Origin of the sequence: Falsibacillus albus, assembly GCF_003668575.1 — a bacterium.
GTDB lineage: Bacteria > Bacillota > Bacilli > Bacillales > DSM-25281 > Falsibacillus > Falsibacillus albus.
Genome location: NZ_RCVZ01000007.1, coordinates 78,843 through 93,375 on the forward strand (window position 1 = coordinate 78,843; position 14,533 = coordinate 93,375).

Annotated in this window: 13 protein-coding genes; all 13 read left to right on the forward strand. The window is 42.5% G+C overall.

Going from position 1 to position 14,533, the window contains the following annotated elements:
• Positions 1-8: 8 nt before the first annotated feature.
• The 13 genes from bshB1 to asnS all read left to right on the forward strand — a co-directional run bounded on the left by bshB1 (position 9) and on the right by asnS (position 13,921).
• On the forward strand, positions 9-725 hold the full coding sequence (gene bshB1 / locus D9X91_RS11505) for a bacillithiol biosynthesis deacetylase BshB1 (protein ID WP_121680776.1): 717 nt from the start codon (positions 9-11) through the stop codon (positions 723-725).
• A complete protein-coding gene (gene bshA, locus D9X91_RS11510; RefSeq protein WP_121680777.1) occupies positions 722-1,870 on the forward strand; it encodes an N-acetyl-alpha-D-glucosaminyl L-malate synthase BshA in 1,149 nt (382 codons plus the stop codon). The genes bshB1 and bshA overlap by 4 nt, the downstream gene beginning before the upstream one ends.
• Complete coding sequence (locus D9X91_RS11515; protein ID WP_121680778.1) at positions 1,867-3,054, forward strand: CCA tRNA nucleotidyltransferase; 1,188 nt, start codon at positions 1,867-1,869, stop codon at positions 3,052-3,054. The genes bshA and D9X91_RS11515 overlap by 4 nt, the downstream gene beginning before the upstream one ends.
• On the forward strand, positions 3,039-4,028 hold the full coding sequence (locus tag D9X91_RS11520; RefSeq protein ID WP_121680779.1) for a biotin--[acetyl-CoA-carboxylase] ligase: 990 nt from the start codon (positions 3,039-3,041) through the stop codon (positions 4,026-4,028). Before D9X91_RS11515 ends, D9X91_RS11520 begins: the two co-directional genes overlap by 16 nt.
• A gap of 243 nt (positions 4,029-4,271) precedes the next feature.
• A complete protein-coding gene (gene panB, locus D9X91_RS11525; RefSeq protein ID WP_121680780.1) occupies positions 4,272-5,105 on the forward strand; it encodes a 3-methyl-2-oxobutanoate hydroxymethyltransferase in 834 nt (277 codons plus the stop codon).
• 1 nt (position 5,106) lies between these two features.
• Positions 5,107-5,985, forward strand: a complete 879-nt coding sequence (gene panC, locus D9X91_RS11530; RefSeq protein WP_121680781.1) for a pantoate--beta-alanine ligase — start codon at positions 5,107-5,109, stop codon at positions 5,983-5,985.
• On the forward strand, positions 5,970-6,356 hold the full coding sequence (gene panD, locus D9X91_RS11535) for an aspartate 1-decarboxylase (protein WP_121680782.1): 387 nt from the start codon (positions 5,970-5,972) through the stop codon (positions 6,354-6,356). Before panC ends, panD begins: the two co-directional genes overlap by 16 nt.
• A gap of 179 nt (positions 6,357-6,535) precedes the next feature.
• A complete protein-coding gene (gene dinG, locus D9X91_RS11540) occupies positions 6,536-9,337 on the forward strand; it encodes an ATP-dependent DNA helicase DinG (RefSeq protein ID WP_121680783.1) in 2,802 nt (933 codons plus the stop codon).
• Between the two features lie 56 nt (positions 9,338-9,393).
• Positions 9,394-10,194 carry a ComEC/Rec2 family competence protein gene (locus D9X91_RS11545; protein WP_121680784.1) on the forward strand — a complete coding sequence of 267 codons (801 nt, stop codon included), beginning with the start codon at positions 9,394-9,396 and terminating at the stop codon, positions 10,192-10,194.
• Positions 10,195-10,630: 436 nt separating this feature from the next.
• Positions 10,631-10,801 carry a YpmA family protein gene (locus D9X91_RS11550; RefSeq protein ID WP_121680785.1) on the forward strand — a complete coding sequence of 57 codons (171 nt, stop codon included), beginning with the start codon at positions 10,631-10,633 and terminating at the stop codon, positions 10,799-10,801.
• A gap of 12 nt (positions 10,802-10,813) precedes the next feature.
• Positions 10,814-11,290 carry a cell wall elongation regulator TseB-like domain-containing protein gene (locus tag D9X91_RS11555; RefSeq protein WP_121680786.1) on the forward strand — a complete coding sequence of 159 codons (477 nt, stop codon included), beginning with the start codon at positions 10,814-10,816 and terminating at the stop codon, positions 11,288-11,290.
• Between the two features lie 18 nt (positions 11,291-11,308).
• Positions 11,309-12,499 (forward strand): pyridoxal phosphate-dependent aminotransferase, encoded by a 1,191-nt coding sequence (locus tag D9X91_RS11560; protein WP_121680896.1) that lies wholly within the window; start codon positions 11,309-11,311, stop codon positions 12,497-12,499.
• A gap of 129 nt (positions 12,500-12,628) precedes the next feature.
• A complete protein-coding gene (asnS, locus tag D9X91_RS11565) occupies positions 12,629-13,921 on the forward strand; it encodes an asparagine--tRNA ligase (RefSeq protein ID WP_121680787.1) in 1,293 nt (430 codons plus the stop codon).
• The last annotated feature ends 612 nt before the right edge of the window (positions 13,922-14,533 follow it).

Sequence of the window (14,533 nt, forward strand, 5' to 3'; positions counted from 1 at the left end):
CATCCATCATGACCGATCAACTTATTGATATTTTGGCTTTTGGAGCGCATGCAGATGATGTTGAAATTGGCATGGCCGGAACCATTTCAAAGTTTACCAAAAATGGAAAGAAAGTTGTCATATGTGACTTGACAGAAGCAGAGCTATCTTCAAATGGCACTGTCCAAACACGGAGGATGGAGGCGAAAGCAGCTTCAGATATTTTAGGTGTTAGCGAGAGGCTGAACGTAAAGCTTCCAGATAGAGGATTATTTATAACAGAGGAGAATATTAGACGGATTGCTGATGTTATCAGGAAGTATCGCCCTCGAGTAATGTTTGCACCATACGCTGTCGATCGTCACCCAGACCATGGGCACTGTTCAAGACTTGTGGAGGAAGCGGCATTTTCTGCAGGGATCCGTAGGTTTCAAACGACAAAACATACTGAAGCCCATAAAACGGAAGGATTATATTATTATTTGATTAACGGATTTCACCAGCCGGATTTCGTGGTCGATGTGACGAACGAGATGGATGCCAAAATTGAATCATTAAAAGCATATAACAGCCAATTCAACCTTGCCCCGGGAAGTGTTGCGACCCCATTGACGGAAGGGTACATAGAAAGCGTAGAAGCACGGGAGAAGTTATTCGGGAAAGAAGTTGGCGTTAAATACGCAGAAGGGTTCATGTCTAAGAAACCTCTGTTGATTAAACACGATTTATTAGGAGAAAAATTATGAAATTGAAAATTGGAATTACCTGCTACCCTACTGTGGGGGGATCTGGAGTTGTAGCGACAGAATTAGGGAAGCTGCTGGCAGAAAAGGGGCATGAAATACATTTCATCACCTCCAGCATGCCCTTCAGGCTTAATAAAATGTATCATAATATTTACTATCATCAAGTTGAGGTTAATCAATATTCGGTCTTTCAGTATCCTCCATATGATATAGCTTTGGCTAATAAAATGGCCGAGGTGGCGAAAAGGGAAAATTTAGATATTCTCCATGTCCATTATGCCATCCCTCATGCTGTTTGTGCGATTTTGGCAAAGCAAATGGCGGGCACCGAATTAAAGATTGTCACCACGCTTCATGGGACGGATATCACTGTATTGGGCTATGATCCTTCCTTGACGGAAGCCATCCGTTTTGGCATCGAAAAATCGGATGCTGTCACTGCAGTCTCAAATGCTTTAGTCAAGCAGACAAATGATTTGATTGGCGCGGACAAAAATATTCAGACCGTATATAACTTTATCGATGAACGTGTATACAATCGAAAGGATTCTGGACATTTAAAGGCAGAATACGGCATTGATGATGACGAGAAGGTGGTCATCCATGTGTCGAATTTCAGGGCTGTGAAAAGAGTCCAGGATGTAGTGAAGGTATTTGCAAAAATTGCAAGTGCGCTGCCTTCCAAGCTCCTGCTTGTCGGAGATGGTCCCGAAATGACCGTTATCTGCAGCTTGGTAAAGGAATTGGGACTTGAAGAGAAAGTGTTGTTTCTGGGCAAACAGGATAATTTGGATGAACTTTATTCCATCAGCGACATCAAACTGCTTTTGTCACAGAAAGAGAGCTTTGGGCTTGTGGCATTGGAGGCGATGGCGTGTGGTGTACCTTGTGTAGGGACCAATATTGGAGGTATACCTGAAGTGATTTCAAATAATGAGAACGGGTTCATCTGTGAAGTAGGGGATATTGAAAATATTTCAAGAGCAGCGATTTCATTGCTTGCTGACAAGGAGCTTCATCAAAAATTCAGCCTTTCATCGATTAAAAGCGTAGAGAACGATTTTCGCTCCGATAAAATTGTACAACAGTATGAAAATATTTATTATGAAGTCTTGAATCTGGAAAAAGGTGCAACTAGAACATGAATCCTTTCAAAGAAGTCGTTCCTATCATACAAAAAATAGAAGCAGCGGGATATGAAGCCTATATTGTCGGCGGGAGCGTTCGGGATTATCTTTTAAGACGCCCAATACACGATATTGATATTGCTACCTCGGCATTCCCTCATGAAATCAAGTCGATTTTTCCCAATACTGTTGATGTTGGCATAGAACATGGGACCGTACTGGTCATCGAAAAGGGAATATCATATGAAATCACCACCTTTCGGACAGAATCGGAATACGAGGGCTATCGCCGGCCTGAAAAGGTTACGTTTGTTAGATCGCTGCTGGAAGACTTGAAGCGCAGGGATTTTACGATGAATGCCATGGCCATGGATATATCCGGCAGCATCATCGACCCTTTCAATGGTAAACATGATTTGCAGCAGCGGGTGATAAAAACTGTCGGCAGTCCTCATGAACGATTCCAGGAGGATGCTCTCAGGATGATCAGGGCGGTTAGATTTGTGAGCCAATTAGGCTTTGTGCTGGCCGAGGAAACCCAATCGGCGCTTAAACAGCACGCTCCACTTTTGAGTTATATCTCCATCGAACGCATTTCATCTGAAATAGAAAAGTTGTTTAACGGGCAAAGAAAAGAGGATTCTCTCTCCCTACTCATAAAATCTACAATTAATGAGTACTTGCCCGGGTTAAAGAACAGGAAACATATTATCGAAAGCATGCTTGTCTATGACTTGTCGCCTTTAAATGCAAGACAGATGTGGATCCTACTCTTGCACTTTGTAGAAGGTGACAAAAGAGCCTTTATGCAAGAATGGAAGCAGCCAAATAAGAAAATAAAATATGTAATAAAAGCGCTCCCGTTTCTTGAATGCAGATTGAAGAAGGATTGGACTCCATTTCAAGTATATAATGCGGGGGAATCCATGGCCTCTGATGTGGAAGCCGTTGCTAGGATAATTCTCGGTCTGGCATTGGACCAGTATGAAGCTCAAATATCAGCATCATTCAACAGCCTTCCCATCCAAAGTGTGAAAGATCTCGCTGTGACAGGGGACGACTTCATGAATTGGGAGGACAAGCCTGGTGGACCGTGGATTAAGGAAAAGCTTGAAAGAGTTGAAAGGGCAGTGGTAGAAGAAAAGATTGTGAATGATAAGGATTCCATAAGGAGGTGGCTATACTCATGCAATCACCGATAAGGAAAAAAATGTTGGAAGCATTTTCAAAATCAAAAGGAGAATTTGTCTCGGGGCAATCCTTGGCAGATATTTTAGGGTGTACCCGTACAGCAGTATGGAAGCATATTGAGGAGCTCAGAAAAGAAGGCTTCGAGCTTGAAGCCGTGCGGAAACGGGGCTATCGCATTATCAAAACTCCGGATAAAGTCACGGACAATGAAATACGGTATGGATTGAACACAAAGTTCCTTGGCCATACGATTTATTATCAGGAATCAATAGACTCGACTCAAAAAAAGGCCCATCACCTTGCATATGACGGCTGTCCGGAAGGGACGATCGTCATCGCAGAGGAGCAGACGAGCGGCAGGGGCAGATTGACTAGACCATGGCACTCCCCAAAGTTTACTGGAATTTGGATGAGCATTGTATTAAGGCCGAAACTGCCCCCTCAACAAGCACCTCAATTTACGCTGATTGCAGCGGTGGCCGTTGTACAGGCCATCGAAGAAGTATGCGGATTGAATCCGGAAATAAAATGGCCGAACGATATCCTTATCAAAGGAAGAAAAGTAACAGGGATATTGACCGAGCTGCAAGCGGAGTCAGATAAAATCAATTCCATCATAATCGGGATCGGTATGAACGTTAATGCCGAGGAAAGTGATTTCCCAGAAGAGCTGAAGAAAATTGCGACTTCCATTGCCATTGAAAAGGGACAAAGTGTATCCAGGGCCAGGCTTATACAAAAAATCTTGGAAAAGCTTGAAAATTACTATCAGATCTATTTAGAAAAAGGTTTTTCGCCTATCAAGTGGCTTTGGGAAGGTTATGCTGTAAGCATTGGCAAGAACATTATTGCAAGAACAATCACAGGTTCAATCGAGGGAAAAGCTTTGGGAATCACGGATGAAGGCGTACTCAGGATTCAGGATGAGAATGACAAAATCCATGAAGTCTATTCTGCGGACATAGAATTTCCTGACAATAATTAAGGATAGTCAATAAAAATCTCCTCTGGTATAATATAAATTGGGCAGTATCATATTATGACCTGCACCTGCAAGTTTTACCGATTAAATTGAATACGTTTTCTGCCTTGATCTATATGACGGGGACAGAGGGTCGAAACAGATGATGAATGATACGGGTCCTTCTGCCTATTTGAAGGGCCCTTTTTTCATGCTTGTACGTCAATCATTTTGTTTTCGTCTCCTCTAATTAAAGGAGGAACTGGAATGAAACAGACGACGGATTTTGTGAAAATGAAAAAAACAGGCGAGAAGATTGCAATGCTTACAGCTTATGACTATCCTTCTGCTAAATTGGCGGAAGAATCAGGATCAGATATTTTGTTAGTAGGTGATTCACTTGGAATGGTGGTGTTGGGCTACGACTCAACCATACCGGTTACGATTGAAGATATGATTCACCATACGAAAGCCGTGAAAAGGGGAGCGAAAGATACTTTCATCGTTACAGACTTGCCGTTCATGACTTATCATTTAAATCGCGAAGAAACCTTGAGATCAGCTGCTGCAGTCATTCAGCAAGGAGGGGCACATGCGGTAAAAGTGGAAGGCGGAGGTCATGTTGTTGAGATGATCGCTTCCTTGACATCTGCAGGCATCCCTGTCATGTCTCATTTGGGATTGACCCCCCAATCGGTTGGTGTGCTTGGGGGCTACAAAGTCCAAGGGAAAACTGCGGAAGCTGCCAATCAATTATTGGAGGAAGCGGTAAAGTGTGAAAGTGCAGGAGCTTTCGCTCTGGTACTGGAGTGTGTTCCGAAGCAGATTGCCGAAAAAATCACGAATGCCCTCGCCATTCCTGTCATCGGGATTGGTGCAGGTGCCGGGACAGACGGGCAGGTTTTGGTCTATCATGATGTTGTCACTTACGGAGTAGAAAGAGTACCGAAATTCGTGAAGCAATATACGGATGTCAATCACGCCGTCAGGGAAGGCCTTAAACAATATGTACGAGAAGTAAAAGAATTGGAGTTTCCTGAGGAGCGTCATTCTTTCATCATGAAAGCGGAAGAATTATCAGGGTTGTATGGAGGAAAGTGAAATGCAGGTTTACGAAAACATCCAAGAATTTAAAAATCAAATTAAATCAATCAAGCAGGCAAATTTATCGATAGGTTTTGTCCCGACAATGGGATATTTGCATGAAGGGCATCTATCTTTAGTGGAAGCTGCTAAAAATGAAAATGATATTGTCATAATGAGCATTTTTGTGAACCCGCTTCAATTCGGACCGAATGAAGACTATTCAACGTACCCGCGAGATTTTGGAAGGGATAAAGAATTGGCAGAGGAAGCAGGAGTGGACTTGATTTTTGCTCCGCAGCCGGAAGAGATGTATCCCCGGACTCCCTCCATACAGTTCACAGTCTCAGAGCGTGTGAATGTACTATGCGGGCGGAAGCGAGAAGGCCATTTTGACGGAGTCGCAGCAGTATTGACGAAATTATTTCATTTGGCCGAACCAGATAGAGCCTACTTCGGACTAAAAGACGCCCAGCAAGTTGCTGTCGTGGATGGACTAATAAAGGATTTTAACTTCCCCATCCAACTGAGCCCTGTAGAAACGGTTAGGGAAGAGGACGGATTGGCGAAAAGCTCACGGAATGTAAAGCTTACAAGCGAAGAAAGAAGAGAAGCGCCGGAGATCTATGCTGCTCTTAAGTATGGCAAGGATATGTTCCTTAGCGGAATCGGAGCTGAAGATGTGGAAAGGATGATTTCAGAGAGACTGAGAGAGAGGACGTCAGGGACTGTGGATTACGTGGAAATTTATGAGTATCCATTCCTGAAGGCCCCTGATCAATCATCTGAAAAAATCATTATCGCAGCAGCACTGCAATATTCCAATGCCAGATTAATTGATAACGTTATATTTTCAACAGGAGTCAGGGAAGGGGACAGCACATGCTTAGAACAATGATGAACGGCAAGATCCACCGTGCCACTGTCACGGAGGCAAATTTAAATTACGTAGGCAGCATCACGATCGATGAAGACATCCTGGATGCAGTCGACATGACAGCAAATGAAAAGGTGCAGATTGTTAATAATAATAACGGTGCAAGGTTTGAGACCTATATCATTGCAGGTGAAAGAGGCAGCGGCGTCATTTGTCTGAATGGGGCAGCAGCCCGTCTGGTACAGGTAGGGGATACGGTGATCATCATTTCCTATGCACTCGTAGACAAGGATGAAATAAAGTCACACAAGCCAAAGGTTGCGGTGATGAATGAAAAAAATGAAATCATCCAAATGATATCACACGAACCAGAAGCTACCGTGCTGGTTTAAGCTATAGCCAGCTCTAAACTAGAAATATTTTAACCACACGAATATACAATATTCGATGAGGCTGTCCATTTTAGGGAGAGCCTCGTTTTTATTTCATGCCAGTGGCTGGTATAATTCATTTTATGATAAACTTGTTACCGTCAGATTGAAGTTAGAGAGAAATTAAAGGTGTGAAAAGTATGACCCAAAAATATGTTGTTGTTGATTTGGAAACAACAGGTAATGCACCCAAAAAAGGCGATCGCATCATCCAGATCTCTGCAGTCGTCGTTGAGAATAGAAAAATCAAGGAGCAGTTTACCTCATTTGTCAACCCAGAACAAATGATTCCTGCGTTTATTACTGAATTGACGGGAATCGACGATGAAATGGTTAAGGATGCTCCCACTTTTGATGAAATTGCGCCAGACATTATCCGAATTTTGGATGGCTCGATATTCACTGCACATAATGTGAATTTTGACTTGAATTTTCTTCAGGCTGAATTAGAAGAGGCTGGTTATCCTTGTTTTAATGGTCCTTCGGTGGATACAGTTGAAATGGCTAAAATATTACTTCCGACTGCTGACAGTTATAAGTTGACTGAGCTGTCAAGTGGGTTTTCACTTAATCATGAAAGGCCGCATCAGGCAGATAGCGATGCTTATGCCACTGCGCTATTGCTATTGGAATTCATGGAAAAAATAGAAGTGCTGCCGATGGTAACGATTGAAAATCTCTTAACCCTTTCCTTCCATTTGAAAAGTGATGTCCATTTGGTACTTCAGGCTTTACATAACATAAAGCTATCCCATATTGAGAACCTCCCTGATCATTTGGAGGTATACAGGGGGATTGTCTTGGCCAAAAATCAGGAAATTCAGCATGTGGAGCTTAAGCCGCCAAGCTTTCCAGAATCCAACGATGAAAAAAATCAATTATTATCCTTTGGGGTAGATGGATTCGAGGCGAGGGAAGGTCAGCTTCAAATGATGGACATGGTCATGAAGGCCTTCAGGAAACCCGGGCATGCAGTCATCGAAGCAGGGACCGGCATCGGAAAGTCACTTGGCTATTTGATTCCGAGCATATATTATTCTGTCGAAAAAAATGCACCTGTCATCATTAGTACATATACCAATCAATTACAGGAACAGCTTCTTTCGAGGGAAATATCCGCTTTGCAGAAAATGCTGCCATTTTCGTTCAAGACTGCACTGTTGAAGGGCAGGAGCCATTATCTTCATTTACTGAAATTCGAACAAACCTTAAAGGAAGAAGATGCTCAGTACGATTCAGTTTTGACCAAGATGCAGATTCTAGTATGGCTGACCTCTACGATGACAGGGGATCTTGGTGAATTGAATTTGTCCAGTGGAGGAAGGCTCTATTGCAGCAGAATCAAACATGATGGGTGGTATTTATCTAAAGAAAAAGATCCGTGGGTATCGAAGGACTTCTATTTAAAAGCAAGGAAAAATGCTGAAAATGCAAATATTATCATCACGAATCATGCGATGCTTATGAATGACCTGCTGAATGAGACGTCCATCTTACCGCCATATGAAACGCTTGTATTGGATGAAGCACATCATATTGAAAAGGCTGCAAGGGCTCATGCCGGCGCTTCACTGGATATCATTTCAAGTAAGTTTTTATTGGGTCAGCTCGGTACCAATGAAAAAAGACAGCTTGCCCACAGGCTATATTCCTTGATTGAGGAGCATGGGATTACAATTAGTTTTCACCCCTTTGAAATGGATCGGTCGCTCCAGGATCTCGATCAGGATTTTGATGATTTATTCGGCATCTTAGCTCATATAAGCAGGCAATTCGAAAAGAAACATCAGCCTCAATTTCAAAAGATCCAGTATCTTTTGAATGAAATCGGCAAGGATGGGCGCGATTATAAATCATTTTATATTTGTGCAGAAAGAGTTAAATCCGGCTTAAAAGACATTCGGCAAAAGGTTGAAACAGGACTGGAGACTGTAAAAAAAGCAGAGAGGGCTTTAAGTGCGGCGGATAAAGCTCTTTTAGAGGAGCTTCATGGATTATTGATCCAATGGGAAGAAATGGAGAGGACTATATCGGATTTGATCCTACGCCCTGATGAAAGAAATGTTATCTGGGTGGAAGCGGATTTAAATGGGATCCCCAATAGTCTGAGCATTATTGGGCAGCCGGTTTCACTCGATAAACAATTACGGGACTTTTTGTTTTCTGTGAAAAAAAGCGTGGTCATGACCTCAGCCACATTGACCGTAAAATCGTCATTTGATTATTTTTTACAAGAAGTCGGACTATCCGGAAGAGAAATATTGAAACTGCAGCTCCCTTCTCCATTTGAGTATCAAAAAATGGCCAAACTAATTATCCCAAATGATATCCCTGAAATCAGAAAAGTCCAATCGGCACAGTATATCGATGCCATTTCGAATCATATCATCGCTTTGGCGGAGGCAACGAAAGGAAGGATGCTCATTTTGTTTACGTCCTTCGATATGTTGAAGCGAACGTATAATTTAATTAAAGATAGTGGGACTCTTGACGATTATGTATTAATGGCACAAGGGATATCCGGCGGGAGCAGGACCAGGTTGACGAAGAACTTCCAGCGCTTCGATAAGGCGATTTTATTTGGCACGAATAGTTTCTGGGAGGGTGTGGATATTCCAGGAGAGGATTTATCATGTCTGATAATCGTCCGTCTGCCCTTTGCACCGCCAAATGAACCGGTTACGAAAGCGAAATGCCGACAAGTGGAGAAGGCTGGGAATAATTCATTTTCCGAATATTCCTTGCCAGAGGCGGTATTGCGTTTTAAACAAGGATTTGGGAGGTTGATTCGCCGCAGCACGGACAGAGGAATAGTTATCGTATTTGATAGAAGGATCATGACCACTTCATATGGCCGTGCCTTTACTTCCTCTATTCCACCGATTCCTACGGTCCAAGGCGATATTAATGAAATCGTCACGTTGATTGAGGATTGGTTGTAAACATATTTTTTTGCGAATGACACATTCTAAACGTAGTATGATTTGGAGGAATTGTCATGAAAGTGTTATTCGCAGTTGTTTTGCTCATTTTCGCCGGGCCAGTGGAGGCACATGGCTCAACCATTGACCTGAACCTGCAGAAGGACGAATTTGCCATTTCTTTTTTACCGCTTTCTGATGGAGAGGCAGCAATTGTCCATTTAGCCGATCATCACGGCATTTTGATCAACTTGGGTGGCAGCAGTGATAAGGACGAAATCGTTGCTTATTTAAAGAAATTCGAAATTACAACATTGGATTCATTGTGGCTAACGAACGAGGGAACGATTAATTTATCACTTTTGGATCATTTGGTGAAAAATTTTCAATTAAAAGATGCGATGGTTTTAGAGAAAGACTATTCCAACCTTCTTGCACGCTCTCCATCCATGGATATAAACACATGGAAAAATAATGATACTTTTTCAATCTATCCATCAGTAAACGTACATGTTCATTATGTGGGAGACAGCTTGAATGAAGGGGCTGATTTTTCCATTGATGATTCAAAGTACCATTTTTTATGGATGAGCTCTACAAGCAAGGAGAGCCAATCAGCTTTATTGAAGCAGCCCTTGGATCAGATCAATATTGTTAAGATTGCAAATTACGCTCAAAAAAAAGCCATCACTGAAGACCTGCTTACCCATATTGATCCTCAAACCTCGATCATTTTTAAGAAGCAGAAACTAATGCCGAATCCCGATATCATGGAGATGCTTTATGAAACATGGATCGATACATATTCAACCGATCAGCATGGTTTGATTACGATAAAATTCGGGCATTCCACTTATGAGGTCATCACGTTTGAGTGAACCGGGCTGGAGGCTCCGGAGGGAACAGCGGGCCGGGTGAGACCCCGCAGCGAAGCGAGGAGAGGTAAGGCGGATGTTCGATAAAGTTCGGCACGTCGTGTGTCAACATCGAATGACCTCACTTCATCTGAGCCCCCTCGTAAAGCAAGCATCCTGCAGCGGAATCAACCTTACACAACCTTTAATGAATAGCATCGAAAAGAGAGTTAATAAAAGTATAAAGTTTACGATTACATCCAGCTTGATCAAAAAAAGCTGCTGTTCAGCAGCCAAGCGATGTGTGGATTAGAAAATTTTTTTGAAACAACACCAATATTATAATCGGATTCATTTAAATGCTGTTATAATGTTTAAGTGGATGGTTTCATTACTGTTATTGTTGCCTCATGACGGGCAACTATTAGTAACAATATTTGTTTATGGAGGTGGATTTGCTTTGGAAAGTAAAATTGAAGTATTGTCTACGGTCAGGATCCAAAACAATCCTGATTTATATAAAGTGGTGGACGCATTGAATCGGACTTTAAAAGAAAAAGATCTAATGTTTGGATTGGCTTTGGATTCCCAAGATCAAAATACAGCCATCTTTACAATATATCGTACATAAGAGTGATGAACTTTGAAAAAATGGATATTGTTTTTTATAGGATTGACAATTATTGTATTAGCCATAACGATTAATATATTTATTAAAGGACATTCTCCTTTGAGAGCTGCACGCGATGAGGCAGTTCAAGAAGTGAAGCATTCCACTGATATTGTGAAAGTAAAGGATTTTTACTTATATCATGGCTCCAAATCCATCTACACAGTTGTAGGGGAGACAAAAAACGGGGAAAAAAAGGTGGCATTCATCCCTGAAAACAAAAAAAGCGGCCTGACAGAAATTAAATGGGCAAAAGGAATCTCAAAAGAAGATGCCCTCAATAAACTAACACAAGAAAAACATCCAAAAAAAATATTGGGGATCCGGCTCGGACTTGAAAAAGTCGGTCCAATATGGGAAATTTCCTATTTAGATAATGAAGGCGACCTTAATTATTATTACCTATTATTTAAATCTGGAGATTGGTGGAAAACTGTCGAAAACATATAAGGAGGAATGACGATGGATATCCGATTAGCAGAAAGAGTAAAAGCATTAACTCCTTCCTCAACACTGGCTATCACCGCAAAAGCAAAAGAAATGAAGGCTGCTGGAATCGACGTTATAGGTCTCGGAGCAGGTGAACCAGACTTCAACACCCCGCAGCATATCATTGAAGCTGCAATTGAAGCCATGAAACAAGGACACACGAAATATACGCCATCCGGGGGACTTCCGGCATTAAAAGATGCAATCATCGATAAGTTCAAGACTGATCAAGGGCTGGAATACAAGAGAAATGAAATCATTGTGACAACGGGTGCCAAGCATGCACTGTACACCCTTTTCCAAGTTCTGCTGGATGAAGGAGATGAAGTCATCATCCCTATCCCTTACTGGGTCAGCTACCCTGAACAGGTGAAGTTGGCAGGCGGTGAACCGATTTATCTCGAAGGAAAAGAAGTGAATGAATATAAAATAACAGCCGAACAGCTTCGTGGTGCGGTTACAACCAAAACGAAAGCGGTCATCATCAATTCGCCGAGCAACCCTACCGGCATGCTCTATTCAAAGCAAGAACTTGAAGAAATCGCAAATGTCTGCTTGGAAAACAATATACTGATTGTTTCGGATGAGATATATGAGAAGCTTATTTATGGTCAACACAAACATACCTCGATTGCTGAACTTTCACCACAAATTAAAGAGCAGACGATCGTGATCAACGGGGTTTCAAAATCACATTCGATGACAGGTTGGAGAATCGGATATGCCGCAGGAAGCCAAACGGTGATCAAAGCGATGACAGACCTTGCAAGCCACTCCACCTCCAATCCGACGACTGTGTCCCAGTATGGAGCCATTGCTGCATATAAAGGGACCCAGGATCCAGTTGAAGAGATGAGGACGGCATTTGAAGAAAGATTGAATATCATTTATGATCAATTGGTGAAAATTCCTGGGTTCAATTGCCTTAAGCCTCAAGGTGCATTCTATTTGTTCCCTAATGTCAAGGAAGCCGCAATGAAGACAGGCTTCTCTGATGTGGATGAATTCGCCAAAGCTCTTCTGGAAGAAGCCAATGTCGCTGTGATCCCTGGCTCCGGTTTCGGATCACCTGATAATATCCGCTTATCTTATGCGACATCTTTGGATTTATTGGAAAGCGCAGTTAATCGCATTGATGAGTTTGTACAATCAAAATTGGTTACTAATTGATTCTTCGAAGGTTCGGCAGCGGTTTGCCGAACCTTCAAATTTCAAATATTGCTTGTCAACAGCAAGGTATGTATAATAAAACACGATACATAAAAGAGGACGTTTAATGTTTTTGGAGGGAATAAAAAAGTGAAAACAATGATTGGTGAAGTAAGTAAACATGTAGGCCAAGAGGTTGTTATCGGTGCTTGGCTTGCCAATAAGAGATCCAGTGGGAAAATTGCATTCATGCAGTTGCGTGATGGTTCCGGATTCATCCAAGGTGTAGTCGTAAAAGCAGAAGTGGAAGAAGAGGTTTTCCAAAAAGCAAAATCAATCACACAGGAAACTTCCATGTATATCACTGGAATCGTTCAAGAAGATTCCAGATCTCCGTTCGGGTATGAGTTATTGATTAAAGATATTGAGGTTATCAGTGAATCTGTCGATTTCCCGATTACTCCTAAAGAACACGGCACTGAATTCTTGATGGATCATCGTCATCTATGGTTAAGATCGAGACGACAGCATGCCGTCATGAAAATCAGGAACGAAATTATCCGTGCGACATACGAATTTTTCAATGAGAATGGTTTCGTAAAAGTTGATCCGCCAATTTTGACCGGAAGTGCACCTGAAGGCACGACAGAACTTTTTGCAACAAAGTATTTTGAAGAAGATGCCTATCTTTCTCAAAGCGGTCAGCTCTACATGGAAGCTGCAGCAATGGCGTTAGGGAAAGTATTCTCCTTCGGACCTACGTTCCGTGCGGAAAAATCCAAAACCCGCCGCCATTTAATTGAATTCTGGATGATAGAACCAGAAATGGCGTTCTATCAATTCGAGGATAATCTCCAGGTGCAGGAACAATATGTATCCTATATTGTTCAATCTGTATTGAAAAATTGTAAGCTTGAATTAGAGCGTTTGGGGCGCGATACAACCAAACTCGAGAAAATTCAAGCACCTTTCCCGAGAATCAGCTATGATGATGCTGTGAAATTCCTTCAGGAAAAAGGATTTGATGATATTCAGTGGGGTGATGATTTCGGTGCACCACACGAAACTGCCATTGCAGAAAGTTATGAAAAACCAGTGTTCATCACTCACTATCCGACTTCTTTGAAGCCTTTCTATATGCAGCCTGCAGAAGACCGCGATGATGTGGTCCTTTGTGCAGATTTGATCGCGCCGGAAGGATACGGGGAAATCATCGGCGGTTCCGAGAGGATCCATGATCATGAATTGCTGAAGCAAAGGCTTGAAGAGCACGATTTGGGCTCTGATGCATATAAATGGTATCTGGAACTTAGACAATACGGATCTGTTCCGCATTCCGGATTCGGACTGGGACTTGAGAGGACAGTAGCATGGATCTCAGGAGTAGAGCACGTACGTGAAACGATCCCATTCCCAAGACTGTTGAACCGTTTGTATCCATAAGATAAGATCATATACAGAGAGCTCCACAGTTTCGGCTGTGGGCTCTTTTTATTTGGGATTGTGATCAAGTTGGAGGTTGTTTTTCGCTGAAGATTCCCTGGTGAGGCGCTTTGTTTCGCCATGGGCTATATCCTATCCTGCTTAACCAGAATCTGAAGACTGTATTAATATGGGTGGCAGAGAGGCTCGGAATGGCTCCCGTAGTGATGGAGGATTTAGGCAAATGGTAGCGAAAGGATCGGATAAGCGCCCGTTTCCAGGGGAGCCGCGAGCAAATGGTAGCGAAAGAATCGGATAAGCGCCCGTTTTCAGGGGAGCGGAGGCCAAACGGTAGCGATAGAGCTGGAACAGCTCCCGTTTCCAGAGGAGCCGCGGACAAACGGTAGCAAAAGAACCGGATGAGCGCCCGTTTCGATTGGCTCATCACAACTATCAGCATTAATTCCCGCCTGAACAAAGACGTTTTTGTGGAGCACCTTCAATGGCTGCTAACATGAACAGATGATCATCGTTCAGATAAAGGAAAGGACACTTGCGTTCTAAAATGGACTTTCCCTTTTTTAACTTAAGCAATATTAAAAGGGGCAAAGGGAACCAGGGAAGGATATTACC

Coding starts and splice junctions, on each gene's coding strand:
- bshA (WP_121680777.1), top strand. CDS start 722: ATGAAATTGAAAATTGGAATTACCTGCTACCCTACTGTGGGGGGATCT.
- D9X91_RS11520 (WP_121680779.1), top strand. CDS start 3,039: ATGCAATCACCGATAAGGAAAAAAATGTTGGAAGCATTTTCAAAATCA.
- bshB1 (WP_121680776.1), top strand. CDS start 9: ATGACCGATCAACTTATTGATATTTTGGCTTTTGGAGCGCATGCAGAT.
- panC (WP_121680781.1), top strand. CDS start 5,107: ATGCAGGTTTACGAAAACATCCAAGAATTTAAAAATCAAATTAAATCA.
- D9X91_RS11545 (WP_121680784.1), top strand. CDS start 9,394: ATGAAAGTGTTATTCGCAGTTGTTTTGCTCATTTTCGCCGGGCCAGTG.
- D9X91_RS11515 (WP_121680778.1), top strand. CDS start 1,867: ATGAATCCTTTCAAAGAAGTCGTTCCTATCATACAAAAAATAGAAGCA.
- panB (WP_121680780.1), top strand. CDS start 4,272: ATGAAACAGACGACGGATTTTGTGAAAATGAAAAAAACAGGCGAGAAG.
- panD (WP_121680782.1), top strand. CDS start 5,970: ATGCTTAGAACAATGATGAACGGCAAGATCCACCGTGCCACTGTCACG.
- dinG (WP_121680783.1), top strand. CDS start 6,536: ATGACCCAAAAATATGTTGTTGTTGATTTGGAAACAACAGGTAATGCA.